The 25093-nt window shown below is 67.7% G+C and carries 24 protein-coding genes and 1 pseudogene; 13 read left to right on the top strand and 12 right to left on the bottom strand.

Annotated features, from left to right (window positions below):
• Position 1: 1 nt before the first annotated feature.
• Positions 2-328 (bottom strand): antibiotic biosynthesis monooxygenase family protein, encoded by a 327-nt coding sequence (gene hmuQ / locus ACFQE0_RS17950; RefSeq protein WP_378972078.1) that lies wholly within the window; start codon positions 326-328, stop codon positions 2-4.
• A 305-nt stretch (positions 329-633) separates the two neighbouring features.
• Between hmuQ and ACFQE0_RS17945 the strand changes: the two genes are divergently transcribed.
• Positions 634-1446 carry a response regulator gene (locus tag ACFQE0_RS17945; protein ID WP_378972075.1) on the top strand — a complete coding sequence of 271 codons (813 nt, stop codon included), beginning with the start codon at positions 634-636 and terminating at the stop codon, positions 1444-1446.
• Positions 1418-2632: a DUF2336 domain-containing protein gene (locus ACFQE0_RS17940; protein WP_378972072.1), complete on the top strand. Its 1215-nt coding sequence runs from the start codon at positions 1418-1420 to the stop codon at positions 2630-2632. Before ACFQE0_RS17945 ends, ACFQE0_RS17940 begins: the two co-directional genes overlap by 29 nt.
• 198 nt (positions 2633-2830) lie before the next feature.
• Here the strand turns inward: ACFQE0_RS17940 and ACFQE0_RS17935 are convergent, their stop codons facing one another.
• The 6 genes from ACFQE0_RS17935 to ACFQE0_RS17910 all read right to left on the bottom strand — a co-directional run bounded on the left by ACFQE0_RS17935 (position 2831) and on the right by ACFQE0_RS17910 (position 6864).
• Positions 2831-3214, bottom strand: coding sequence for a CsbD family protein (locus ACFQE0_RS17935; protein WP_378972069.1), 384 nt, complete (start codon positions 3212-3214; stop codon positions 2831-2833).
• 63 nt (positions 3215-3277) lie between these two features.
• The gene (locus ACFQE0_RS17930; protein ID WP_378971065.1) at positions 3278-3481 is read right to left on the bottom strand and encodes a CsbD family protein; all 204 of its coding nucleotides are present in this window, start codon (positions 3479-3481) and stop codon (positions 3278-3280) included.
• 89 nt (positions 3482-3570) lie between these two features.
• Positions 3571-4497, bottom strand: a complete 927-nt coding sequence (locus ACFQE0_RS17925) for a PhnA-like protein (protein ID WP_378972067.1) — start codon at positions 4495-4497, stop codon at positions 3571-3573.
• Positions 4498-4542: 45 nt separating this feature from the next.
• Positions 4543-5049, bottom strand: coding sequence for a CsbD family protein (locus ACFQE0_RS17920; protein ID WP_378972064.1), 507 nt, complete (start codon positions 5047-5049; stop codon positions 4543-4545).
• A gap of 66 nt (positions 5050-5115) precedes the next feature.
• Entirely contained in the window at positions 5116-5307 is a 192-nt protein-coding gene (locus ACFQE0_RS17915) for a CsbD family protein (RefSeq protein ID WP_378972062.1), read from the bottom strand.
• A gap of 93 nt (positions 5308-5400) precedes the next feature.
• On the bottom strand, positions 5401-6864 hold the full coding sequence (locus ACFQE0_RS17910; protein WP_378972060.1) for a helix-turn-helix transcriptional regulator: 1464 nt from the start codon (positions 6862-6864) through the stop codon (positions 5401-5403).
• 196 nt (positions 6865-7060) lie between these two features.
• Here ACFQE0_RS17910 and ACFQE0_RS17905 point away from each other — a divergent pair, with 196 nt between their 5' ends.
• The 4 genes from ACFQE0_RS17905 to ACFQE0_RS17890 all read left to right on the top strand — a co-directional run bounded on the left by ACFQE0_RS17905 (position 7061) and on the right by ACFQE0_RS17890 (position 13544).
• Positions 7061-9094, top strand: coding sequence for a YgiQ family radical SAM protein (locus tag ACFQE0_RS17905; RefSeq protein ID WP_378972057.1), 2034 nt, complete (start codon positions 7061-7063; stop codon positions 9092-9094).
• 269 nt (positions 9095-9363) lie between these two features.
• Complete coding sequence (gene oxlT, locus ACFQE0_RS17900) at positions 9364-10698, top strand: oxalate/formate MFS antiporter (RefSeq protein ID WP_378972055.1); 1335 nt, start codon at positions 9364-9366, stop codon at positions 10696-10698.
• A gap of 175 nt (positions 10699-10873) precedes the next feature.
• Complete coding sequence (gene oxc, locus ACFQE0_RS17895) at positions 10874-12640, top strand: oxalyl-CoA decarboxylase (protein ID WP_378972053.1); 1767 nt, start codon at positions 10874-10876, stop codon at positions 12638-12640.
• 202 nt (positions 12641-12842) lie between these two features.
• Entirely contained in the window at positions 12843-13544 is a 702-nt protein-coding gene (locus tag ACFQE0_RS17890) for an alpha/beta hydrolase (protein ID WP_378975550.1), read from the top strand.
• On the opposite strand, the gene ACFQE0_RS17885 is transcribed toward ACFQE0_RS17890, so the two are convergent.
• Positions 13528-13890: a hypothetical protein gene (locus ACFQE0_RS17885; RefSeq protein ID WP_378972051.1), complete on the bottom strand. Its 363-nt coding sequence runs from the start codon at positions 13888-13890 to the stop codon at positions 13528-13530. The two genes, ACFQE0_RS17890 and ACFQE0_RS17885, sit on opposite strands and share 17 nt — an antisense overlap.
• A 17-nt stretch (positions 13891-13907) precedes the next feature.
• Positions 13908-14351: an OsmC family protein gene (locus ACFQE0_RS17880; RefSeq protein WP_378972048.1), complete on the bottom strand. Its 444-nt coding sequence runs from the start codon at positions 14349-14351 to the stop codon at positions 13908-13910.
• A gap of 191 nt (positions 14352-14542) precedes the next feature.
• Here ACFQE0_RS17880 and ACFQE0_RS17875 point away from each other — a divergent pair, with 191 nt between their 5' ends.
• The 7 genes from ACFQE0_RS17875 (at position 14543) to ACFQE0_RS17845 (ending at position 20356) form a co-directional block, all read left to right on the top strand.
• The gene (locus tag ACFQE0_RS17875; protein WP_378975548.1) at positions 14543-14986 is read left to right on the top strand and encodes a PAS domain-containing protein; all 444 of its coding nucleotides are present in this window, start codon (positions 14543-14545) and stop codon (positions 14984-14986) included.
• A gap of 70 nt (positions 14987-15056) precedes the next feature.
• Positions 15057-16307 (top strand): formyl-CoA transferase, encoded by a 1251-nt coding sequence (frc, locus tag ACFQE0_RS17870; protein ID WP_378972046.1) that lies wholly within the window; start codon positions 15057-15059, stop codon positions 16305-16307.
• A gap of 178 nt (positions 16308-16485) precedes the next feature.
• Entirely contained in the window at positions 16486-17286 is an 801-nt protein-coding gene (locus ACFQE0_RS17865) for an HPP family protein (protein ID WP_378972044.1), read from the top strand.
• Positions 17274-17672 (top strand): CBS domain-containing protein, encoded by a 399-nt coding sequence (locus ACFQE0_RS17860; RefSeq protein WP_378972041.1) that lies wholly within the window; start codon positions 17274-17276, stop codon positions 17670-17672. Before ACFQE0_RS17865 ends, ACFQE0_RS17860 begins: the two co-directional genes overlap by 13 nt.
• A 303-nt stretch (positions 17673-17975) precedes the next feature.
• Positions 17976-18305, top strand: a complete 330-nt coding sequence (locus ACFQE0_RS17855) for a hypothetical protein (RefSeq protein ID WP_378972039.1) — start codon at positions 17976-17978, stop codon at positions 18303-18305.
• Positions 18241-20091 carry a DEAD/DEAH box helicase family protein gene (locus tag ACFQE0_RS17850; protein ID WP_378972036.1) on the top strand — a complete coding sequence of 617 codons (1851 nt, stop codon included), beginning with the start codon at positions 18241-18243 and terminating at the stop codon, positions 20089-20091. The genes ACFQE0_RS17855 and ACFQE0_RS17850 overlap by 65 nt, the downstream gene beginning before the upstream one ends.
• 118 nt (positions 20092-20209) lie before the next feature.
• Positions 20210-20356 (top strand): hypothetical protein, encoded by a 147-nt coding sequence (locus ACFQE0_RS17845; protein WP_378972034.1) that lies wholly within the window; start codon positions 20210-20212, stop codon positions 20354-20356.
• A gap of 51 nt (positions 20357-20407) precedes the next feature.
• On the opposite strand, the gene frc (ACFQE0_RS17840) is transcribed toward ACFQE0_RS17845, so the two are convergent.
• The 3 genes and pseudogenes from frc (ACFQE0_RS17840) to ACFQE0_RS17830 all read right to left on the bottom strand — a co-directional run bounded on the left by frc (ACFQE0_RS17840) (position 20408) and on the right by ACFQE0_RS17830 (position 25061).
• On the bottom strand, positions 20408-21685 hold the full coding sequence (gene frc, locus ACFQE0_RS17840) for a formyl-CoA transferase (RefSeq protein WP_378975546.1): 1278 nt from the start codon (positions 21683-21685) through the stop codon (positions 20408-20410).
• A gap of 188 nt (positions 21686-21873) precedes the next feature.
• Positions 21874-23441, bottom strand: a pseudogene (gene garD, locus ACFQE0_RS17835) (galactarate dehydratase).
• 54 nt (positions 23442-23495) lie between these two features.
• The gene (locus ACFQE0_RS17830; protein ID WP_378972032.1) at positions 23496-25061 is read right to left on the bottom strand and encodes an aldehyde dehydrogenase (NADP(+)); all 1566 of its coding nucleotides are present in this window, start codon (positions 25059-25061) and stop codon (positions 23496-23498) included.
• Positions 25062-25093: the final 32 nt, after the last annotated feature.

Raw genomic sequence — 25093 nt, 5'->3', positions numbered from 1 at the left:
CTCAGGCCCGCTCGCCGATCTTCGAATTGCCCAGCGCCTCGAAGCCTTCGAATTGCGGGTGACCGAGATAGAGCGGACGGGTGCTCGGCGCGCGGCTATGCGCCTTGCGGAATTGCTCAGAGCGGGTCCAGGCCTCGAAATCGGCGCGCGAACGCCAGATCGTGTGCGAGGCGTAAAGGATATGGTCCTCCGCCTCCGGCCCACGCAGGAGATGGAACTCCACGAAGCCTTCCATCTCGTTCAGATGGCTGTCGCGCCCGAGCCAGACCTGCTCGAATTCCTCCGTGCCGTCCTTCACGACCTTGAAGCGGTTCATGGCGATGAACATGCGAGCGTCCCTTCTCAGAATCCGGGCCGGAAGCGGCGTGGCGTGTCGTGCTCTAGCCAGGATCCCGCATGAGATCGAGTGCGGCATCATCGTTTGAGAATGCCCGCCCGTCATCGCGGCGGGCTGCCCTGCGCGATTGAAGCCGATCTTCGCATCCGGCGTAGGGACTCGATTAGGATCTCGTGTGCCAAGCTAACCGGAACTTGCACGCAGAGCTGGCCCGATGATCGCAGAGTGTGAGACCTCGGATCGGGGCGGCCCATCGCTGCCGTGGGGCCTGGATGCCGGGTGCTGAAAGCGGCGCGATGAATATCCTGATCGCCGATGCGGACGAGGAGACCCGGCTGACGCTGTCTGAGGCGATCACCGCCGCGCGACCGCAGGCGCGAATCCGCGAGGTGACAAACGGCTCCGACCTGCGCGCCGCTCTGCGTGGACCCGCCCCGGATATCCTGTTCATCGACACGATCCTGCCGGACACGAATGCCGAGATCATCACGGCATGGCGCAAGGGCGCCGGGGCCGACAGCGTGGTCGTCCTCGTCGCCGATCTGCTCATGGCGCGGTGGCCGACGCTCGCGAGGCGGCTCAGCGCCTACGACGTGGTGCTGAAGCCCCTGGGCGAGCGCAAGGTCGGGCATGTGCTGGAGGCCGCCGCCTTCTTGCGCCGCGAACTCTCGCTCCTCCTGATCGAGCCCAGCGCCAAGACCCGACAGATCACCCGGCAGATTCTCGCCTCGGCCTCGTTCCGGTTCCGCGTGACGGAGGCCGAGGACGGCCGGAGCGCCGTGAAGACCGCCGCGACCCGTCCCGTGGACCTCATCGTCGTCGGCTCGGCGATCCCCGACATGCCGCCCTCGGAGGTCGCCTGCCGGATCGACGCCCTGGGGACCGGCGCGCGCATCGTCATGGCGGTGGGGCAGCAGGATGCCTCTCCGTCCGGGAAGCTCGCGATGTTCGGAGCGAGCACCGTCCTTCGCCTGCCCTTCACCGCGACCGACATCGACCGGCTCGTCTACGAGACCTTCGGCCTGTGGCAGCCCTACCTGCTCGAGGCGCTGCGGAAGGAATACGACCGGCAGGGCGACGATGCCCCTGCCCTCCCGGTGTCGCGATGAACCCCGGGCTCGGCCGCGCCCCCTGCCCCGCCTCGATCTGCTCGTTCGCGATATCGAGGCTGCGATCATCAGCAAGGATCGCGCGCGCCAGTCGGAACTGGTGCTGCGCTCGGCAGCGGCGCTCACGCGGCGCTGGTCGCGGCTGCCGCCTGCGGCCAAGCCGGGCTTCGACGGCCTGCTCTCCAGCCTGCTCGATCAGGTCGATGCCGAGGCGCGGGCCACCTTCGCCCGGCATCTCGCGCCCCTCCGCCGGGCCCCCCGGGTCACGGCCACACGCCTCGCCTGCGATCCCTCGCTCGCCGTGGCGACGCCCCTCCTCGAGCAATGCCCGAGCTTCGATGAAGAGTGGCTGCTTCAGATCATCCCGCACGTCGGGGAGGCGCATCGCGCGGCGATCGCCAAGCGGCCAGGCATCGGCACCGCCGTCACCGAGGCCTTGCTGAAGGACGATCACCCCGCCGTCGCCGCTGCGCTGCTGACCAATCCGGGCGCGGTCATGAAGGCGGATTCCCTCGATACGCTCCTGCCGCGCGCAGCTTTGTCCCTGTCCCTGACGCTCGCCCTGGCGGCGCGGGCCGACTTGCCCGAAGCCGGTCGGGAGACCCTCGCGGCCCTGGCACGAGGGGCGGCCGTGGCGGCTTTGTCTGCCGAAGGTGAGTTGAATTCCGGCGAAGCCGAGGCTCTCCTTGACCAGGTCGCGCGCACTTTCCGCGCCTCGGCCTGCCCAGACCGGCTGGCGCGTCTCGCCGCCTCGGTCGATGCCGCGGGGCGGGTGCTCGGGATGAAGCCCGTTTCCTCGGCGCGGATCGCGAACTGGCTGTTCATGCGGCGTGTCGAGGACGTGCTGGCCATCCTCGCGCGCGATTCGAGTTTGCCGACCGACGTGCTGATCGCCAGTCACGATGCCCCTGCGCCGCATGCCCTTGCCGTTATCCTGCGCGGACTCGGACATCCCTGGCCTGTGCTGAAACTGCTTCTGAACGGGTCACCCGGCGGCGACGCCTCGGTCGAGCGACTGCTCGACGCTCACCGGATCCATGACGCACTGACCCCCGTGGCGGCCCGCATGGTGGCGCGCTACGCGGCGATCCTGTCGGGATCGGCCGCCTTCGTTGCCTTGGCGGCCGAGGATGACGCGACGTGGAGAGGCGCGCGTCAGTCCCGGTTGGGCGACACGACCACCTGACCGGCCGCGATCAGGTGAGCCTGTCGCAGGCCTGTCGTCGTGGCGTGCCGCGATGGCTCCGGTGGCCGTTCAATAGCCCCGGCGCGGAGGGGTCGCCGCGCGGCCCGTGACACGGCGCGTGACGAAGGCGATCAGCCTCGGCAGCACGAAAAGGGTGAGAAGCTTGCGGATCATCGGTTTCTCCTCAGTCGGAAGGGATCAGCGGGAGGGACGGGCGAGCCAGCCGAGGGCGAAGGCCACGCCGACGAAGGCGAGGAGCGTCGTCGTGCGGTTGGCGTCGGCGTAGCGAAACGCGCGGCGGCCATGGGTCTGCACCCGGCGGCGCGCTTCACCCGCGATGTGGCGGCCATCCTCAAGGAAGTCATCGGCCCGCTCCCACGCCTCGTGGGCGAGATGGCGGCCATCCGAGGCGAGGTCTTCGGCGCGGTCCCGCGCGCGGCCATAGGCGTATTGTGCGCCACCGGCCACTTGGTTGACGGCGCCGCGCACCTGGCGGGCCGGATCACCGGTGAGGCCGCCGAGGGCAGTCTGGGCGCGACCCTTGAGGTGACGGGACGCGCCACGGAATTGGTCGCGATTCATGTCGATCTCCAATGTTGAGGGGATGAGGGGCGGCACCGGCCGGTCCGGCGCCGCCGATCCGGCTCAGTGCTTGCCGGTGACCTTGTCGGCGAGGTTCTTGGCGCCGTCCTTGACGTCGCCGACCGTCTTCTGCGCCTCGCCCTTCAGCTCCTGGGCCTTGCCCTCGGCTACGAGCTTGTCGTTGCCGGTCATGTTGCCCACGCCCTGCTTGACGTTGCCTACGGCCTCGTTGGCCAGACCCTTCAGCTTGTCGGTGGTGCTGCTCATGATGTGCACTCCTGCTTCTGCTTCGCGAGGGAGGCCGGTTGATCCGGCCGGTGGTGACCCCGCCGGAGGGCGGAGGCCGGTGAACGGGATCAGACGCGGCGGGCGTCGTAGGCGCCGAGCAGCGTCGCGGGCTTCGGGGCGCCGAGGCGACCGCCGAGGAAGGCGGCCAGCGCGCCGAGCACGAGGGCGATGGCGGCGTAGAAGGCGCCCTGCGTGGCGGCCGACTTGGCGGTCACGGCCGCGGCTTCGGCCTTCTGCTTGGCGGTGGTGACGGCCTGCTCGTACTGCTTCTGGTAGTCGTCGATCTGCGCCTTGGCCTGGTCCGGCGAGATGCCCTGGGCCTTGGCCAGCGCGTCGGCGGCGCGGGTCTTGGCCTGCTCCTTCTGGGCCGGGTCACCGGTCAGCACGGCCTTCACGGCCGAGACCGCCGCGTCCTTGGCCGCCTGCGGGTCCTGCCCGGCGGATTGCTCGCGGACCTTCTGCTCGATGCCATCAAGGGGGTTGGAGATCTTGGACAGGGACGGGGCGGCGGCGGTGGCGGCCGTCTGGATGGTGCCGCCGACGAGGTTGCCCGCGCCGCCGAGGGCGCTCGACACGGTGCCGAGGGTGCCGCCGACGAGGCCGGAGGCGGCCGAGGTGAGCATGTACAGGACGATGAGGGTGGTCACGGCCCAGGAGACGAGGCCGTGGAGGGCGGCGGCGCCCGGCAGGGGCTTGCCGGAGAGGCGCCCGGCGATGAGGCCGCCGGCCAGGGAGGCGACGATGCCCGAGGCGACGAACCAGACGCCTGCGCTGATGGAGGCGGTCGAGGCGGAGGGGTTGTCGGCGGCCGTGGTGCCGATGGAGGCCAGCCCCACGCCGACGCCGACGAGGTTGACGACGACCTGCGTCACCAGGGCCGTGACGGCGCCCGCGAAGATGGCGCCCCAGGACACCTCGTTGAGCAGCACAGCGCGGGTATCGGCCTGTACGGCTGCCGTGGTGAGGGGGGAACCGGTGGTCTGGATGGTGGTCACGTTTCTACTCCGGGATTTTGGTGTTCAGGGGTCTGCAGCGCTGGCTCAGTCGCGGGTCGCGTTCACGAGCAGGCCAAGACCGAAGCCGACGGCACCGGCGATGAGCAGGGAGGCGAGCGGGTACTCGGCGACCTGACCGCTCACGCCGCCATTGCCGTGGCGCAGGGCGCGGGCACCGCGATCGTAGGCGTCCTCGGCGTAGTCGTAGGTGTCGTCCGCCGCGCGGCGGACGGAGCGACGGGCGCGGTCGTAATGGTCCTCGGCGGCACCCTGGGCGCGGCGAGCGCGATCCTCGACATCGTCGGAGCCGACGAAACCGCCCACCGTGTCGCGGATCCGGCCGCCGATGTCGCGGGCGGTGTCGGCGACGGTCTCGGCCGCATCGCGGACGGTGTCCTTGGCCTGACCGTAGAGGTTCTCGGCCTTGCCGGCGGCCTCGCGGGCCCGGCCCTCGGCCTGGTCATGCTTCGAGCCGGTCAGGTCGCCGACCGCGCCCTGCACCTTGCCACCGAATTCCTTGGCGGCACCCGTGATCCGATCCGTATCAACCATGTCGTTCTCCTGTTGGTGATGTGTGATGGGGTGGCGTCCGGTTCGGCGCGCCCCGTGAAATCCGCGTCAGTCCCGGGCCGCGCGCGAGGGCTTGGTCCCGGTCTCTTGCGCCGCCTTCGAGGCTTCGGAGGCGTTGGCGTCGCGCTTCTGCCGCCGACCTTCGGCCTCGATCCCGGCATCGCCGGTGAGCTTGCCGAGCGCTTCCTTGACCGAGCCCTTGAGATGCTCGGCGGAAGTCGAACTTCTGTCTTCGGTCATGGGTGCTCCATCGCGTTCAAGAAAACCCTGGACCGGGCGTGAGATGAGGTTCGGCTCCTCGTCTTCAATGAGCAATCTATACCGGTAATAAGATCATTTTGTTCCGGTCGATTGCAGGGGGAATCCATTTTCTCGGCCCCAGACGACTGCCTCGCTACGCTTATGGACACCTATTTTGCGATAAAGGGCGGCTCCATGATTGCGCACGGTGTTGCGCGACAGGTCGAGCTTGCGGGCGATGGCCGCGTCGTCCAGCCCCGAGCAGATCAAGTTCAGGATCTGGCGCTCGCGCACGGTCAGGTTGAGCACGGCGGCGTCCGTGCGCCCGGGATCGGGCCTGCGCAGGTTGGCGAGCTTCTCGATCAGCCCCCGGCTGAACCACGAGGTATCGGCCATCACCGTCTCGATGGCGTCGAACAGCTCGCGCTCGGAATGCTTGCGGTCGGTGATGTCCTGCATCACCAGCAGCAGGAACGAGTCGTCGTCGATCTCGATGCGCTCGGCCGAGACGAGACAGTCGAGGTTCGCCCCATCCTCGCGGCGCAGGCACACCTCGGCGCCGAGTACGTAGCCATGCCGGTCGAGGGCCGCCTCGATCTCCAGCCGCTGGGCGTCGTTCGCCCACAGATGGGCCTCGTCGAGGCTGCGCCCCAGGACCCGGTCCTCGCCCAGGCCGAACACGCGCGTGAAGGCCTCGTTGATGCCCGTGATCCGCGCATCCTTACCGCGCGCCAGCACGGTCGGGACCGGGGTCATCCGGAACGCCTTGGCGAAGCGCGCCTCGCTCTGGCGGAGGGCCGCCTCGGCCTTCCGGCGCAGTTCGAGGTCGGCGAAGGTGAAGAGCATGCAGGGCTCGTCGCCCATCTCGATGGGCTGGCCCGCCACGATGACGAATCGGCTGCCCCCATCGGGGGTGCGCAGACAGGCCTCCATCTGCGGGATGGTGCCGCCCTCCTTCAGGCGCGAGACCGCGAGGTCGCGGTTGCGAGCCTCGGCCAGCACGTCGATCTCGTAGACGCTGCGCCCGATCACGGCGTCACGGGTGAAGCCGGTCATCTCCAGGAAGCCGGTATTCACCTTGACGTGGCGCAGGTCCGACAGCCGTGTGATGATCGCGGGAGCCGGATTGGCGTTGAAGGTCGCCTCGAACCGATCCTCGGCCTCGAACTGGTCGGTGACATCCTTGAGGATGAGGGCGAGGCAACTCGGCTTGCCGTCGCGGTCGGTCGCGACGAGGCTGCGCAGGCTGTGCACGAAATCCTGCTCGGGCCGGTCGGTGCGCCGGACCTCGACCACGACATCGTGAAACGTCTCGCCCGCGACGACCCGCTCGATCGGATAGTGATTCGGAGTGACGTTGTTGCGGTAGCGCAGGCAGAACCGCTCGCGATACTCATCGACCGTGGGCCCGAGTTCTGCGAGGCTGCCCGCGCCGTGCATCGCGAGCGCGGCTTCGTTGGCGTAGGCGATGGTCTGGTCGGGCTCGACCAGGATCACACCCTCGCTCAACCCGGCGATGATCTGCCGGAGTTCATGCCTGTCGACGCCCGCGGTCACGGCTCGCTTCACCCTGTCGTCTCGCCGCTGCCCAGACGGCAGCGACGCAAGAACAGGTTGCGCGCAAGGCGGTTCCAAAATTTATGTTATGAAATTGGTACGTGCGTATCATCGCGCACGACCGGGATCTCTTCAGTCTTGCCGGGCAACCCTGCCCTTCGTTGAGATCGTGCTCCCGGCGGCCTATGGATGGCCCATGGAGATCCGCGCTCACACCGAACAACCCGTGTCGGCCCTCACCTGTCGTTTGCCCGAATTCGGAAAGGCGGCACCCTTCCTGCCGATGAGCCGCGCCGAGATGTCGGCGCTCGGGTGGGACGCCTGCGACATCGTGCTCGTGACGGGCGACGCCTATGTCGATCATCCGAGCTTCGGCATGGCGATCATCGGCCGCCTGCTCGAATCGCAGGGCTTCCGGGTCGGCATCATCGCCCAGCCGGATTGGCAATCGGCCGAGCCGTTCAAGGTGCTGGGCAAGCCGAAGCTGTTCTTCGGCGTGACCGGCGGCAATCTCGATTCGATGGTGAACCGCTACACGGCGGACCGACGGCTGCGCCACGACGACGCCTATACGGCGGGCGGCGAAGGCGGGAAGCGGCCGGATCGCTGCACCATCGTCTATACGCAGCGTTGCCGCGAGGCGTTCAAGGACGTACCGATCGTGCTCGGCGGCATCGAGGCCTCGCTGCGCCGGATCGCCCATTACGATTACTGGTCCGACAAGGTGCGCCGCTCGATCCTGGCGGATGCGAAGGCGGATCTGCTGATCTACGGCAATGCCGAGCGCGCCGTGGTCGAGGTCGCCCAGCGCATGGCGGCGGGCGCTGCGCCGCACGAACTCGATTCGATCCGGGGCGTCGCCCTGTTCCGCCGCGTGCCCGCCCACTACACCGAGCTACCGGCCGACGATCTCGAATCGACGGACGAGGCGGCCTCCCGCAAACCCGGCGACACCGTCATCCGGCTGCCCGCCTACGAGGTGGTGAAGGACGATAAGGAGGCCTATGCCCGCGCCTCCCGCGTGCTGCACCGGGAAGCCAATCCCGGCAATGCGCGCCCCATGGTCCAGCGCCACGGCGACCGCGACCTATGGCTGAACCCGCCGCCGATCCCGCTGAGCAGCGAGGAGATGGATGCGGTCTACGACCTGCCCTACGCCCGGGCTCCGCACCCGTCCTATGGGGACGCGAAGATCCCCGCCTGGGACATGATCAAGTTCTCGGTGACGATCATGCGCGGCTGCTTCGGCGGCTGCACCTTCTGCTCCATCACCGAGCACGAGGGCCGGGTCATCCAGAACCGCTCGGAAGGTTCGATCCTGAAGGAGATCGAGAAGATCCGCGACAAGACCCCCGGCTTCACGGGCGTGATCTCGGATGTCGGCGGGCCGACGGCCAATATGTACCGGATGGCGTGCAAGGATCCGAAGATCGAGGCGGCGTGCCGCCTGCCGTCCTGCGTGTTCCCAGACATCTGCCCGAACCTGAACACCTCTCACGATGATCTGATCCGGCTGTACCGGAAGGTCCGCGAGGTGAAGGGCGTCAAGAAGGTGATGGTCGCCTCCGGCGTGCGCTACGACCTCGCGGTCAGGAGCCCCGAATACGTCAAGGAGCTCGTGACCCATCACGTCGGCGGCCGGCTGAAGATCGCCCCCGAGCACACCGAGCGCGGCCCCCTCGACAAGATGATGAAGCCGGGGATCGGCACCTACGACCGGTTCAAGGAGATGTTCGACGAAGCCGCCAAGCAGGCAGGCAAAAAGTACTATCTGATTCCGTACTTCATCGCGGCCCATCCGGGGACGACCGATGAGGACATGATGCACCTCGCGCTCTGGCTCAAGAAGAACGACTATCGCGCCGATCAGGTGCAGACGTTCCTGCCCTCGCCCATGGCGACGGCCACGGCCATGTATCACACGGAGATCAACCCGCTGCGGGGCGTGCGGCGCGGCGACAGCGAGCCCGTCGAGGCGATCAAGGGCATGCGCCAGCGGCGGCTGCACAAGGCGTTCCTGCGCTATCACGATCCCGAGAACTGGCCGATCCTCCGCGAGGCTTTGCGCGAGATGGGCCGTGCCGACCTGATCGGCCCCCGGCCGGACCAACTCGTACCGTTCTCGCAACCGCCGGGAACCGGCGCCGGCGGGGGCAAGGCGGCTGGTCAGAACCGGCCCCACCGCGGCGCGCCACGCTTCACCACCAAGGGCGTTCCGCTGCGGAAGTAGCGCCCTCGCGCGACTGTGATCGTCCCACGTCGGCCGGAGAACTCTCCGGCCGAATCGTCATGGCTTGGCGCCTCGCGCCCTGAGGAAGACGTAGCCGGACGCCCAGCTTCCCTTCAAAATCCCTTCGCGATCAGGGCCCTCGGCGCTCGTCCGACGGCGGCACCATAGTGCCGGTCTCACGCTTTTCTGCCTCTGGTATATTGCATACCTGCGAAGATCATGCAGGATGCAGCCGTGCGAGCTCGCAGAAGCCGCCAGGGAGGAAGCCAATGGTACACCGTCCAGCCCTGGGTACACCGGTGGTCCAACCGGATGGCCCCAAAGATGCCGAATCGGCCAAGTGGTGGCAGCTCGCCTTCGGCGTCCTTTGCATGGCGATGATCGCCAACCTGCAATACGGCTGGACATTGTTCGTCGACCCGATCGACAGCAAGTTTCACTGGGGCCGCGCGGCCATCCAGATTGCTTTCACCATCTTCGTCGCGACGGAAACTTGGCTGGTGCCGATCGAGACTTGGTTCGTCGACCGCTACGGTCCGCGGATCGTGGTCTGCTTCGGCGGCTTCATGATCGCCCTCGCCTGGGTGCTGAACGCCCATGCCGATTCCCTCGCGATGCTGTACGTCGCGGCGGTGATCGGCGGCATCGGCGCAGGCTCGGTGTACGGCACCTGCGTCGGCAACGCGTTGAAGTGGTTCCCCCATCGTCGCGGCCTCGCGGCGGGCGCCACGGCGGCAGGCTTCGGCGCGGGCGCGGCCATCACCGTCGTTCCGATCGCCAAGACCATCGCGTCGAGCGGCTACGAGACGGCCTTCCTCACCTTCGGAATCGGCCAGGGTCTCGTGGTGATCCTCCTGTCGTTCCTGCTGCGCAAGCCGTCCTCGGCCGCCCCGCCGCAGAAGCGCAGCGTGCGCGTGCCGCAGACCAAGGTCGACCGCACGCCGAAGCAGGCGGTGCGCACGCCGGTCTTCTGGGTGATGTACGCCATGTTCGTCATGGTCGCCTCGGGCGGCCTGATGGCGGCGGCGCAGATCGCCCCCATCGCCCATGACTTCAAGGTCGCGGGAGTCCCGGTCAGCCTGTTCGGCCTCCAGATGACTGCCCTCACCCTGGCAATCTCCCTGGATCGCGTCTTCGATGGCTTCGGTCGCCCGTTCTTCGGCTGGGTGTCAGACAATATCGGCCGCGAGAACACGATGTTCATCGCGTTCAGCGTCGCGGCGACCGCGATGATCGTCCTGCTCAACCTCGGCAGCAACCCTTACATCTTCATCCTCGCCACGGCCGTATATTTCGGGGTGTTCGGCGAGATCTACTCGCTGTTCCCCGCGACCTGCGGTGATACGTTCGGATCGAAGTTCGCGGCGAGCAATGCCGGGCTCCTCTACACCGCCAAGGGCACGGCCGCCTTCCTCGTCCCCTTCGCCAGCATGATCTCCGCGAGCTTCGGCTGGTCGGCCGTCTTCGCCCTGATCATCTGCCTCAACATCGTGGCCGCGGCCCTGGCGATCTTCGTGCTCAAGCCCCTGCGCCGCCGGTACCTCACCGAGGAGCCGGCGACCGCTGCCGAAGCGGCGAAGGGACAGGCGGCCCGCTTGGCCTGATCGAGACCGCGCGCCGACCCGAGGGGCCGGCGCGCAGCCCGTACAACGAAAATCCTTGTCCAAGAATCTGGCATACCATATACCAAATCCGGCAGGACAAGCCGGGCGCAACCATCCTCCGCCTGAGACCGGGCGTGATGGCATCGACCCCAAACCATAACGCTGGGAGGCCTCAATGACCGCTACCGCCATGGCGAAGAAGATCGATACGTCGGCCGCCGATGCTGCCATCTCCGAGTTCTATTCACCCCAGGAGCTGACCGACGGTTTCCACCTCGTGATCGATGCCCTGAAGCTCAACGGCATCACCACGATCTACGGCGTGCCCGGCATTCCGATCACCGATCTCGGCCGCATGGCCCAGGCCGAGGGGATGCGCGTCCTGTCCTTCCGCCACGAGCAGAACGCGGGCAACGCCGCGGCCATCGCGGGCTTCCTCACCAAGAAGCCCGGCATCTGCCTCACCGTTTCGGCGCCCGGCTTCCTCAACGGCCTGACCGCGCTCGCCAATGCGACCACGAACTGCTTCCCGATGATCCTGATCTCCGGCTCCTCGGAGCGTGAGATCGTCGATCTCCAGCAGGGCGATTACGAGGAGATGGATCAGCTCGCCATCGCCAAGCCCCTGTGCAAGGCGGCGTTCCGGGTGCTCCACGCCTGCGATATCGGCATCGGCATCGCCCGCGCCATCCGCGCTGCCGTCTCGGGCCGGCCCGGCGGCGTCTATCTCGATCTGCCCGCCAAGCTGTTCTCGCAGGTCATGGATGCGGAAGCCGGTGCGAAGTCGCTGGTGAAGGTGATCGATGCGGCCCCCGCGCAATTGCCTGCGCCCTCGTCCATCGCCCGCGCCCTCGAGGAACTGAAGAACGCCAAGCGCCCGCTGATCGTGCTGGGCAAGGGCGCGGCCTACGCCCAGGCCGACGATCTCGTCCGCGAACTCGTGGAGCGCAGCGGCATCCCCTACGTGCCGATGAGCATGGCCAAGGGGCTCCTGCCGGATACGCACCCGCTCTCGGCGGGCGCGGCGCGCTCGACGGCGCTGAAGGATTCCGATGTCGTCCTGCTGGTGGGCGCGCGCCTGAACTGGCTGCTCTCGCACGGCAAGGGCAAGACCTGGGGCGAGCCCGGTTCCAAGCGCTTCATTCAGATCGACATCGAGCCGCGCGAGATGGACTCGAACGTCGAGATCGTCGCCCCGGTGGTCGGTGATATCGGCTCCTGCGTCGCTGCCCTGCTCGATGGCATGGGCAAGGAGTGGAAGGGCGCGCCGGCCGAGTGGGTCGAGACGATCCGCACCAAGCGCGAGGCCAACATCGCCAAGATGGCCCCGAAGCTGATGAAGAACACCGCGCCGATGGACTTCCACTCGGCGCTGGGTGCCCTGCGCACGGTGATCAAGGAGCGTCCGGACGCGATCCTCGTCAACGAAGGCGCCAACACCCTCGACCTCGCCCGGGGCATCATCGACATGTACCAGCCGCGCAAGCGCCTGGACGTCGGCACCTGGGGCGTGATGGGCATCGGCATGGGCTTCGCCGTCGCCGCCGCCGTCGAGACCGGCAAACCGGTGCTGGCCGTCGAGGGCGACAGCGCCTTCGGCTTCTCCGGCATGGAGGTGGAGACCATCTGCCGGTACAACCTGCCGATCTGCATCGTGATCTTCAACAACAACGGCATCTATCGCGGCACCGACACCGATCCGACCGGCCGCGATCCCGGCACCACCGTCTTCGTCCCGGATTCCCGCTACGACAAGATGATGGAGGCCTTCGGCGGTGCCGGCGCGCAGGTCTTCACCCCGGACGAGCTGAAGCGCGCCGTCGAGACGGCGATGGATTCCGGCAAGCCGACCCTGATCAACGCCGTCATCGATCCGTCCGCCGGCAGCGAGAGCGGCAACATCGGTAGCCTCAACCCGCAGAGCGTGATCAAGCGCAAGTAACGGGCGGTCTAAGTCTCGGGCGCGCCCCGACAATACAGACCGTCATTGCGAACGCAGTGAAGCAATCCAGGGTAGCGGGACATCTGCGAATGTTGCGGCTCTCTGGATTGCTTCGCAGTCGCTCGCAATGACGGAACGGTTGATGTCTTACGGCGCGGCCCCGTCCGGACACCCGAACGGCATCGTGGAACGGGGACCCGCCATGATCGACCCAAAACTCGCGGGACGGCTTAGCGTCCCGCTCCGGCTCCCGACGGAGGATCCCCTTCCGCCGGGAACTCACGTCCTCGGCCTCTTCGCCGAGCGCGATGCGCGGCTCTACGTGCCGCAAGGGCTCGCCCCGCGCCGACCCGTTCCCCTCGTGGTGCTGTTTCACGGCGGGGGCGGCAGTGCCGAGAAGATCATGCCCATGCTGGCGGTCCATGCGGAGGCGCGCGGCTTCCTGCTTCTGATCCCGCAATCGCTGCATCCGACCTGGGATCTGGTCATCGCGGGCAACGGCCCGGATCGCGATCGCCTGGAACACGCGCTGAACGCCCTCGCCTCGCATTTTCTGCTCGATCCCGGCCGCATCGCTTTCGCGGGCCATTCGGACGGAGGGAGCTATGCCCTCTCCCTCGGTCTCACCAACGGCGACCTCGTGAGCCACGTGATCGTGTCGTCGGCGGGCTTCATGTCCGTGCAGACGCAGATGGGCACGCCGCGTGTGTTCATCTCACACGGCACGCGGGACGAGCAGATCCCCATCGATCGCAGCGGCCCCACCCATGCGTCGCTGATGCGCGAGGCGGGCTACGACGTCACCTATGTCGAGTATGACGGCCCGCACGCCTACGACCCTGCGGTCGTGCGGCGCGCGGTCGATTTCTTCATGGACGACCGCGACGCTAGCTACGCGGCTTGATCTTCAACTGATCGATCGCCCAGAGCCAGGTTCCGTCCGCCTGTCGCCGCGCCGCCTCGACGGACAGGACACCGTTGCCGAGCCGCGCGAAGGTCAGCGCGAGACCATCCTTGATGAGGGCGGGCAGCACCTCCGCCTGCGGGAAGTCCGACTTCCTGGCCAGAAGATCCGCGTAGAAGCGGCGGATCTCGCCATGGCCCGTGGCGACGACGTCACCCGCCGCCAGAACCGCATCGGGCTCATAGAGCGCCACCAGCCCCTCCACGTCGCCCGCATTGGCGCGTGTGTTGAACAGGCTCGCCAGTTCACCCGGCTCCCTGGCGCCGTCGCGCGCGTGCTCCGCCATCGTGTTCTCCCTGTCCTTCACCGAAGTCGCTCCCCGTTCCCGTCCCGCACCGACACGGCGACGGGGATGCCGACCTTCACGCTTTCCGAGACCGTGCAGAATCGCTCGAACTGGGCGAGCACCTGCTCGATCCGCGGCAGGGAAGCGGAGGCGGCCCCCAGCGTGATGTCGACCTCGATCCCGCCGATGCGCAGGCGCCTGTCCGCATTGCGGACGATCGCTGCCGAGGCCCGTGCGCTGACGCCCCGCCCGTCCTGGCCGAACTTGCCCAACGCGAAGGCGAAGCTGGCGCAGAGGCAGTTGCTCACCCCCGCGATCAGCAATTGCTCCGGTGACGGGCCCGACCCGAGCCCGATCGGCTCCGGCTCGTCCGTCTCCAGCGGGGGGAAGGCCGCGCCGAAATCGACCACGAACTTGAAAGCCTCGATCTGCGTGATCGTGATGCTGGGTGCGAGCGTCATGCCGTCCGCGTCCTCCCTGGTCATAGCAACGTCGAGCGAACAACTGGCTTGACTGCCATTCTACATGTGGCATACCAGATACCAATCACCGAGTCACCCGGCGGGGGGAGAGCCCCTCGTTCAGGAAGCAAGGGAGAGAACGCCATGACCGAGCCGAGCATCGTCGTCCGGCTGCGCGCGTGAGCGCCACCATGGCCGTCAATGTCGATCTGTCCGGCCTTGTCGATGCCGTCGGAGACGCCATCGTGGTGTCCGATCCCGATGGCGCCATCGTGGTGTGGAACCCGGCCGCCGAGCGGATCTTCGGCTTCACCAGCGCTGAAGCCCTGGGCCAGCCCCTCGATCTCATCACCCCCGACCGCCATCGGCGCCGTCACTGGGACGGCTACGCCAACACGATGCGCACGGGGGTGACCAAGTACGGCACGAAGCTCCTGCGCGTGCCGGCCCTGCACAAGGACGGGCACAGCCTGTCCATCGCCTTCACCGTCGGCCTCCTCAAGGATGAGGATGGCTTGGTGACCGGGATCGTCGCCGTCATCCGCGACGAAACCGAGCGCTGGAGCGAGGAGAAGCGTCTCCGCCAGCGAATTTCGGACCTAGAAGCCGAAAGCAAAGAGCGCATTCCGTCATGAGAGGCCAAGTCTTCCTAAGAAGACAAAGTCTTTCTCGGTGTCAGTGTTTCGATCAACGGGAGGAACTGAAATGACCCAGCCGCTCGAAGGCATCAAGATCATCGACTTCACCCACGTCCAGGCGGGCCCGGCCTGCACGCAGCTCCTCGCGTGGTTCGGCGCCGACGTGATCAAGGTCGAGCGCCCCGGCGCGGGCGACGTGACCCGCAACCAGCTTCGTCATATCGAGGACGCCGACGCCCTCTACTTCACGATGCTGAACTCGAACAAGCGTTCGCTGACCCTCGACACCAAGACCAAGCAGGGCAAGGAAGTCCTCGAGAAGCTGATCCGCGAGTCGGACGTGATGGTCGAGAATTTCGGCCCCGGCGCGCTCGACCGCATGGGCTTCTCCTGGGCGCGCATCCAGGAACTCAACCCGGGCATGATCCTCGCCTCGGTGAAGGGCTTCTCGGATGGTCACCATTACGAGGACCTGAAGGTCTACGAGAACGTCGCGCAGTGCGCGGGAGGTGCGGCCTCGACCACCGGCTTCTGGGATGGCCCGCCCACCGTGTCGGCCGCCGCCCTCGGTGATTCCAACACCGGCATGCACCTCGCCATCGGCATCCTGACGGCGCTCCACCAGAAGACCAAGACCGGCAAGGGCCAGAAGGTCGCCGTGTCGATGCAGGACTCGGTGATCAACCTGTGCCGCGTGAAGCTGCGTGACCAGCAGCGCCTCGACGCCATCGGCTACCTCGAGGAATACCCGCAATACCCGCACGGCAAGTTCTCGGACGTGGTGCCGCGCGGCGGCAACGCGGGCGGCGGCGGCCAGCCGGGCTGGGTGCTGAAGTGCAAGGGCTGGGAGACCGACCCGAACGCCTACATCTACTTCACCATTCAGGGTCACGCCTGGGCGCCGATCTGCAAGGCGATCGGCAAGGAGGAGTGGATCGACGATCCGGCCTACAACACGGCCCGCGCTCGCCAGGACAAGATCTTCGACATCTTCAACACGATCGAGGCGTGGCTGGCGGACAAGACCAAGTTCGAGGCGGTCGACATCCTGCGCAAGTTCGATATCCCCTGCTCGCCGGTGCTCACCATGAAGGAGATCGCCGAGGATAAGTCGCTGCGTGAAAGCGGCACGATCGTCGAGGTGGCGCACCCGAAGCTCGGCAAGTACCTGACGGTCGGAAGCCCGATCAAGTTCTCCGATCTCCAGGTCGACATCAAAGCCTCGCCGCTGCTTGGTGAGCACACGAACGACATCCTCTCGCAACTCGGCTACTCGCAGCAGCAGATCGCCGAGCTGCACGACGCCAAGGCCGTCTAAGAGCCTCTCACGAAACTCCCGCTGCGCCGTCGAGGCCAGAGGGAGAACTCCCGGTGAACGGGAGTTTTGTGAGGAGCTCTAAGTCGACGCGCTACGGTGACGGGGCGGAGCTGCCATGGCGGCTCCGCCCCCGCCCTCCCCTTTCGGCGGCGCGTCCCCGGTGCGAAGACACGGTACGATGATGAGCCGCTTCCGAGACCGCTTCGTCCCGCGCTTGGCCCAAGTCAGCCTCCTCGAGCGCGCCCGCTCGGCCAGCGGCGCCCTGCTCGGCCTCCTCTGCACCGGCCTCGTGGCCCGTGCCGCCGTAGGCTCGGGCGCCGAGCTGCCCATCCTGATCGCCCCGATGGGGGCCTCCGCCGTCCTGCTCTTCGCGGTGCCGTCGAGCCCGCTGGCGCAACCCTGGTCGATCCTCGGCGGCAACATCGTCGCCGCGCTGGTCGGGGTCACCGCCGCCGCCCATCTCGGCGATGCCATGCTTGCGGGCGCGGTCGCCGTGTCGGTCGCCATCGCACTGATGATGCTGCTTGGCTGCCTGCATCCCCCGAGCGGCGCCGTCGCGCTGACGGCCGTGCTCGGCGGCCCGGCGATCCGTGACCTCGGCTACGGTTTCGTCCTGTGGCCCGTCGGGGCGAACTCGCTGCTGCTCCTGATCTGCGCGCTATTGTTCAACAACCTGACCGGGCGCAGCTATCCGCATGTCGCCGCGGCGCCGAGCCAGCCGGGTGCGGCGATGGGCTCAGGCCTGACGGCGGCGGATATCGACGCGGCGCTCGCGCAGTTCGATGAGGTGATCGACATCGATCCCGGCGACCTCCAGGCCATCCTGCGCCGGGCACAGGTCCACGCCTCGTTGCGCCAATCCGGCCAGACCACCTGCGGGGCGCTGGTGAGGCGGAGCACGCGGGCCATCGCACCCGATACCCCCTGCGCGACGCCCTGGCGACCCTGCGCCACCACCGCGCCACGATGGTGCCGGTGACGGACGAGAGCGCGCGGGTGCTCGGCGTCGTCACGCAGAACGATGTGCTCGACAAGACCATCGGCTGGGAGCGCCGGGCACCGCGTCTCGGGCTCGGGCGGCGGATCGCCCTCATGCTTCAACGCGGTCGCGCCCCGCACGGGGTCGTCGCCGACGTCATGACGACGGGCGCCGTGACCCTGCAACAGAATACCGCCGCCGGACAGGCCGCGTGGCTGATGATGCAGGCCGGTCTGCATCAGGCGCCGGTCGTCGGGCCGGATGGCCGGTTGATCGGCATCGTCGATCAAATGGACCTGATCGGTGCCATGCTGGCCGATATTTCGACCGACCATGCCGCGCATGCTCCGGTGGAACGCCGACGCGCCGATCTGCGGGCCGGCTAACGCGCTGTCCGCCTCTATGATCGCCCGCTCGTCGACGGAATGCGTGTGGGAACAAGGATGCTGAGCCAACCGCCCGATGCTGTCGGATCCGGTACGGCTCAAGGACGTTGACGAACGGTATTCTGTATACCAAAGTAATTGCCGGGAACCGCTTCGATAATCGCGGACCCAGAGGAGGAGCGTGATGGCCAGCGCCTTAGGCCGGACGCACGACGCCATGGCCGCCCCGTCGGCCCGCCGCGCCGGATCCCCATCCGACCGCCGACATCCCCGTGCCGAAGCCCATCCAGAGGCCCGAACGGCATGAGCGATCGTCCGCATGATTCCGCAAACGAGCCGGCGAGCACCCCGATGAAATACCTGACCATTGTCGAATGCCCGGTCGTCTATCCGGCCGAAAACGAGCATGCCCTCGCCAGCAAGGACATGCTGCCGCGCTTCGGTGTGACGTCCGGCCTCGAAAGTCAGCACGTCCGCGTGCTCGATGAGAGGATCACCTCGGTCTGCATCTGGGCGAGCGAGTTCCTCGCCAAGCGCTATTTCGGCAAGGATTGGTCCGAGAAGGCCGATGCGATCTGGGGCGACCAGTATCAGATCCGGTTCGAGCCGATCGACGCCGCCGCGAACGCCTGAACCGGTGTCGGCCGAGCCCGGCTTCCACGCCTGGAATCCCGGCCTCACCTCGGGCCTGCCCCGCCACGTCCGGCCCCTGGCGACCGTCTTCCGAACCGAGAATGTCGAGACGCGTTTCGCCGAGAGCGAGGAGCTGAGCGACTTCTGCGGTCTGCCGGCAAGCAGGCTCAGCCTGTTCCGGGCGGACCGCCTCGTCGTCCATGAACTGCTGGTGCGGGTCATGGCCGATCTCTCGATCCCCCTCGGCACGGTCTACGCCGATCTCGGGGTCAATTTCCGCCGCATGGTGGCGACGATCCTGAGTGAGGGGATCCAGCCGCATCTGCCCGAGATCCGGGAGACGATGCGCGCGATCCGCGACGAGGCGGAGGTGATGCTCCGACGCGAGATCGCGTTGCTCCTCGGCGGGCCCGCTCAGGATCCCGCGCCCGCGCGGCTGAAGCGGGGCTGGATCGACCGGCTCACCTTCGGCTTGTGCGCGATGAAGCCGGGCGTCCCGCATCAAGCCGGGGATGGGGAAGGCCCCTCTCCTTCGGCTGGCACGGACGAACCGACCGCGAGGCTCGAGCGGGCGGTGCATGACGCTCTGCGCACCATCGCCGCAAGCCTCACCGCCCGGCACGGCTATCTGCCACGGGATGCCGCGTTGCTGTGCAAGCTCGGGATGATCCTCGTCTCGAACGGCTACGGCAGCCGCCGCATCGGTGCGATGATCGAGCCCTGGTTCGAGGCGGTCGTCGCCCGCGAGGGCTATCGCCGGGTCCGGGCTCAGGACCGTCCCGTCGTGATGAACGTCAAGGGCGCCTCGGCCTCCGGCAAGAGTACCATCCGCCCCTACCAGCGGGCGCTGGCTGAGCGGACTGGCGCCGATTGGCAGGATTTCGCGGTCATCACACCGGACGTATGGCGCAAGTTCCTGCTCGATTACGACAGCCTCGGCGCCGACCGGCGCTATGCCGGGCCGTTGACCGGTTATGAGGTGGAGATCGTCGACGAGAAGCTCGACCTCTACATGGCCCGGAAGGCGACGGAGGGCCGGATCTCGCATCTGCTGATCGACCGCTTCCGCTTCGACAGCTTCGCGGTCGATGCCGCGTCGGACCGTCCTGGCCAATTGCTGACCCGGTTCGGCCACACGATCTATCTGCAGTTCATGGTGACGCCGCCGGAGGAGACGGTGGAGCGCGCCTGGAAGCGTGGTGAGGAGTTCGGCCGCTACAAGGCGGTCGAGGATCTGCTCGCCCACAATGTCGAGGCCTTCGCGGGCATCCCGCGCCTGTTCTTCCTCTGGGCTTTGTGTCGCGACAAGGTCGTCGCGTTCGAGTTCCTCGACAACACGGTGCCCAACGGCGAAGTGCCCCGCACCATCGCCTTCGGTGGCAACGACGCGATGACCGTGCTCGACCCGGCCGCCCTCCTCGACATCGAGCGGTTCCGCAAAATCAACGTCTACGCCCAGACGCGCGAGCAGGTCTATGCGGGGAGCGACCCGTCGCCGGAAAGGAATGTCGGCTTCCTGCGGGCCTGCCTCGCGCGGCTCGGACAGGTCCGTTTCGCCGAGCGCGAGACCGGACGCGTCTACGCCCGGTTCGAGCGCGGCAATCTGGTCGCCCTCGACCGGAATGGGCTCGATCGTGCCTGCGCGGATGCGACCACCCGGGCGACCTGCGAAGCCATCGGTCTGTTCGCCGAGGGCGTCGCGGCAGGTATCTCACCGGACATGTCACCGGTCACGGCCGAATTGACCCTCGGCGCCGGAGGACTTCACAGCCTGCCGTCCCACTGAACGCATTTTGTGCCATGCACAAATCGCAGGTGGGGAATTGGCATTTTGCACTTGGTATACAATACGCCTGGACCTATATCGCTCTCACCGCAGCGCAACATAGGCCCAGGAGAACACGATGATCGTCACCACCCTCGCCGCTTTCGTCTTCTTCGCCGCCGTTCAGGGCCTGCTCGTGGTTCAGCTCGCCGACAAGCTCACGCCCGGCGGCACGGAAGCCAAGAGCGCCGCGCGCCCGGCAAATGGCCAGGCCCAGTACGCCTGAGCCGACCATCTGACTGGAACGAGAGGGGCAGCGCGCCGTGGCGCGACTGCCCTACTCGGCTGCGATCTTTGGCGTTGAGCCGACAGCGCCCGACCACATGATGGCATCGATTTCGGTGGCCGAGCACCCGAGCACATCGCGCAGGATCTCGTCCGTATGCTCCCCCAGCAATGGGGACCGCTGGACCGTCACGGGATTGGCCGAGAGGCGCACGGGGTTGCCGACAGTCAGGTAGGACCCGCGGGTGGGGTGATCGACTTCGACCACCGTTCCGCTGGCGCGCAACGCCTCGTCCTCGGCGATCTCCTTCATCGACAGGATCGGCCCGCAGGGTATGTCGTAGGCGTTGAGGATATCCATCGCCTCGAACTTGTCGTGCTTCATCGTCCACGCCTCGATGCGCGTGAAGATCTCGTTGAGATGCGGCAGCCGTGCCTGCGGCGAGGCATAGTCCGGGTCCGTCTTCCAGTCCGGCTCACCGATGATGTCGCAGATCGGCTTCCAGACCGCCGCCTGAGCGATGAAGTAGATGTAGGCGTCCGGATCCTGCTCCCAGCCACGGCATTTCAGGATGCGGCCGGGTTGTCCGCCGCCCGAATCGTTGCCGGCACGCGGCACGGAATCGCCGAAGGGGATCCCCTCGCCATACTGGCTGTATTCCGCGAGGGGCCCGCGCGCGAGACGCTGTTGATCGCGCAGCTTCACCCGGCACAGGTTGAGCACGCTGTCCTGCATCGCGCAGTCGACGCGCTGCCCGCGCCCGCTCTGCACCCGGTGATACAGGGCGGTGACGATCCCGAGGGCGAGATGGAGGCCCGTTCCGGAATCGCCGATCTGAGCGCCCGTCACCATCGGCTTGTCGCCGCGCCAGCCGGTGGTCGAGGCCGCCCCGCCCGCGCATTGGGCGACGTTCTCGTAGACCTTGCAATCCTCGTAGCGGCCGGGGCCGAAGCCCTTCACGGAGGCGAGGATGAGGCGCGGATTGGCAGCCTGGATCGCGTCCCAGGTCAGACCCATCCGGTCGAGGGCGCCGGGGGCGAAGTTTTCGACGAGCACATCGCACTCACGGATAAGGCGCCACAGCACCTCTTTCCCGGTCTCGTGCTTCACATCGATCGTGATCGACCGCTTGTTGTGGTTGAGCATCGTGAAATAGAGGCTGTCGACGCCCGGGATGTCCTGCAATTGCTGCCGGGTCGCGTCGCCGCCATCGGGCCGCTCGATCTTGATGACATCCGCCCCGAACCACGCCAGCAATTGCGTGCAAGTCGGGCCGGACTGAACATGCGTGAAGTCCAGAACCTTCACGCCCGCGAGCGGCGCGCCCATCATGGCTTCCTCCGTCGTGTCGACCTGGGTGACGACAATTCACGGGGGCTTGTTCGCCTTGCTCCGCGAAGTGCCCCACCGGGCCGACGTCGGGCCTGTCGCGGCCACGGATCAGCGACACCGATTGAGCACGCGCGTATTCATGGCATACCAGATACCAAAGGTCAAAGGACCCGTTCGGGCGGACCTCAGGTGATCGGCGCCGGGTTGAACAGCGTCAGGTCGTTGAAGAGGCCCCAGCGGTCGGACCAGGGGCGCTTTCGCCCGCTCGCCACGTCGAGGATGAGGTGGAACAGTTCCCAGCCCATCTCCTCGAGGGTCGCTTCGCCGGTGGCGACGCGGCCCGCATCGAGATCGATCAAATCGGACCAGCGTCGGCTGAGTTCGGTGCGGGTCGCCACCTTGATCACCGGGGCCTGGGCGAGGCCGTACGGTGTGCCGCGGCCCGTCGAGAACACCTGTAACGTGATGCCCGAGGCGAGTTGCAGCGTGCCGCAGACGAAATCGCTGGCAGGGGTCGCGGCGAAGATCAGGCCCTTCTCGCGCACCCGTTCGCCCGGGGCGAGGACACCGGAAATCGCGCTGGTGCCCGATTTCGCGACCGAGCCGAGGGCCTTCTCGACGATATTGTTGAGGCCGCCCTTCTTGTTGCCGGGCGAAGGATTGGCGCGTCGGTCGGCGCCGCCCTTCTCTAAGTAATCGTCGTACCACGCCATCTCGCGGATGAGCGCGTCCGCCACCTCCGGCGTCGCCGCGCGGGGTGTCAGGAGGTGGATCGCATCGCGTACCTCCGTCACCTCGGAGAACAGCACCGTGGCGCCGCAGCGGACCAGCAGGTCGGCGGCGAAGCCGAGCGACGGATTTGCGGTCACGCCGGAGAAGGCATCGCTGCCGCCGCATTGCAGGCCGACCACGAGGTCGGAGGCCGGGCAGGTCTCGCGACGGCGCTGATCCAGCACCGCGAGCCGCGCCTCGGCCATCGTCATGATGCTGTCGATCATGCTGCCGAAGCCGTCGTGGCGCTCGTCCTGCAAACGGACGACGCTGTCCTCGGCCACTCCCCGGCCCTCGGGAACGAGGCGCTCGGAGACGAGCTTCTCGCAGCCGAGGCCGACCACCATCACCTCGCCGCCGAAATTCGGGTTCTTGGCAAGGCTCTGCAACGTCCGGATCGGGATCACCGCCTCCGGCGCGTTGATCGCCACGCCGCAGCCATAGGCGTGGGTGAGGCCGATCACATCGTCGACGTTGGGGAAGCGCGGCAGCAACTCCTCGCGGATGCGCTTGATCGCGACATCGAGGGTGCCGGTCACGCATTGCACGCTGGTCGAGATCGCCAGGATGTTCTTGGTGCCGACGCTGCCATCCGGGTTGCGGAATCCCTCGAAGGTGAAGCCTTCCAGCGGCGGCAGGGGGCGGGCACCCGCGTCGCCTTGTCCAGGGCGTCGAGCGCGGGCGCCGTCGGGGTCTCGACGCAGGATTCCTCGACCCAGGAGCCCTGCGGGATGTCGCGCAGCGCGATGCCGACCACCTCGCCGTAGCGTCGGACATGGCCGCCCACCGGGATGTCGGTGAGCGCCACCTTATGGCCCTGCGGCACGAACTCCGTGAGTCTCAGCCCGTCCGGAAAGGTCGTCCCGGCCGGCAGCCCGAAGGCGTTGACCACGATCGCGACGTTGTCATCGTCCCGCAGGCGGATCGTGCGGGGCACGTCGCCGATGGAACTCGGGAGGGTGGAGGGGGACACCGCGCTCATGGGCTGTCTCGCGTGTGAAGGACCGCTGGCTTGAGGGGGCCGAAGGCGCCCCGGTCAGGCGCCGTCGACGCTCCTCGGCAGTTGCGCCGGGTTCGCGTCGGTCAGGGCCTCCGGCAGGAGTGCCTCGGGCATGTCCTGGTAGCTGACCGGCCGTAGGAAACGGTCGATGGCGAGGCTGCCGACCGAGGTGGTGCGCCCGTCCGAGGTCGCCGGGAACGGGCCGCCATGGACCATGGCGTGGCCGACCTCGACCCCGGTTCCGAAGCCGTTGACGAGGATACGGCCGACCTTCCGCTCCAGCACGGGCAGGAGGCCGCGCGTCTCCACGTGGTCGGAGGGATCCATGTGCAGGGCGGCGGTCAACTGACCTTCGAGCCCTTCGAGCACGGCCCGCAACTCGTTCGTATCCGCGCAACGCACCACGAGGGAGGCGGCGCCGAACACCTCCTCGCCCAGGCGGTGGTCGGCACGGAAGGCGGCGCCGGTCGTTGCGAACAGAACCGGCTGGCCCTGCTGGCCGGTGCCCTCCTGGCCCTGCGCCACCCGCTCGACCGCCGGGTTGCTCTCCAGGGCGGCGACGCCCTCGCAATAGGCCTTGTGGATCCCGGGCGTCAGCATGGTCGCCGCCGCGACATTCGGGAGAGCCTCGGAGGCCGCCGCCAGGAACGCGTCGAGGCCGGGGCCGTCGACCGCCAGGACGAGGCCGGGATTGGTGCAGAACTGACCCGAGCCGAGGGTGAGCGAGGCGACGAAGGCCTTGCCGATCTCCGCGCCGCGCGCCTGCAGCGCCGCCGGCATCAGGACGACCGGGTTGATGCTGCTCATCTCGGCATAGACCGGGATCGGCGTCGCACGCGTGGCCGCGATCTGCATCAGAGCGGTGCCGCCCCGGCGCGAGCCGGTGAAGCCGATCGCGGCGACGCGCGGATCGGCGGCGAGGCGCTGCCCGATGGCGATGCCCTCTTCGAACAGCAGGGCGAACACGCCCGCAGGCAGGCCACATTCGGCCACCGCGCGCTGGATCGCTCCCCCGACCAGGGCCGAGGTGCCGGGATGGGCCGGATGCGCCTTCACGATCACCGGGCATCCGGCCGCCAGCGCCGAGGCGGTGTCGCCGCCCGCCACCGAGAAGGCGAGCGGGAAGTTCGAGGCGCCGAAGACCAGCACAGGGCCGACGGCGATGCGGCGCAGGCGCAGGTCCGGGCGCGGCAGGGGCTTGCGCTCCGGCTGGGCCGGATCGACCCGCAGGCCGAGGAAGGCGCCGCGCCGGACCACCTCAGCGAACATCCGCAACTGCCCGACGGTGCGGCCGCGCTCACCCTCGATCCTCGGGCGGGGAAGGCCGGTCTCCGCCATGCAGCGGGTGACGAGGTCGTCGCCGAGATCGAGGATGTTGCGGGCGATGGCGTCGAGGAAGTCGGCGCGGGCTTGGAGCGGCGTCTCCCGATAGGTGTCGAAGGCCTCGGCCGCCAAGGCACAGGCGCGCTCGGCCTGTTCGGCCGTCGCCGAAGCGAAGGCGGGCTCCAGGGCGGAACCGGTGGCGGCCTCGACCGCGCGCCAGGGCGCTCCGGCGCCCGGCACGCGCTCGCCGCCGATCAGGTTGTCGCTGCTGAAGGTCATGCTGTCGCTCCGGTTCGAATGGTCGGCAGGGT

It is taken from the genome of Methylobacterium komagatae, assembly GCF_042661665.1.
In the GTDB taxonomy this organism is placed as follows: Bacteria; Pseudomonadota; Alphaproteobacteria; order Rhizobiales; family Beijerinckiaceae; genus Methylobacterium; species Methylobacterium komagatae.
The sequence above is the reverse complement of the archived record's forward strand: the minus strand, read 5'-3'. Positions and strand labels throughout refer to the sequence as shown.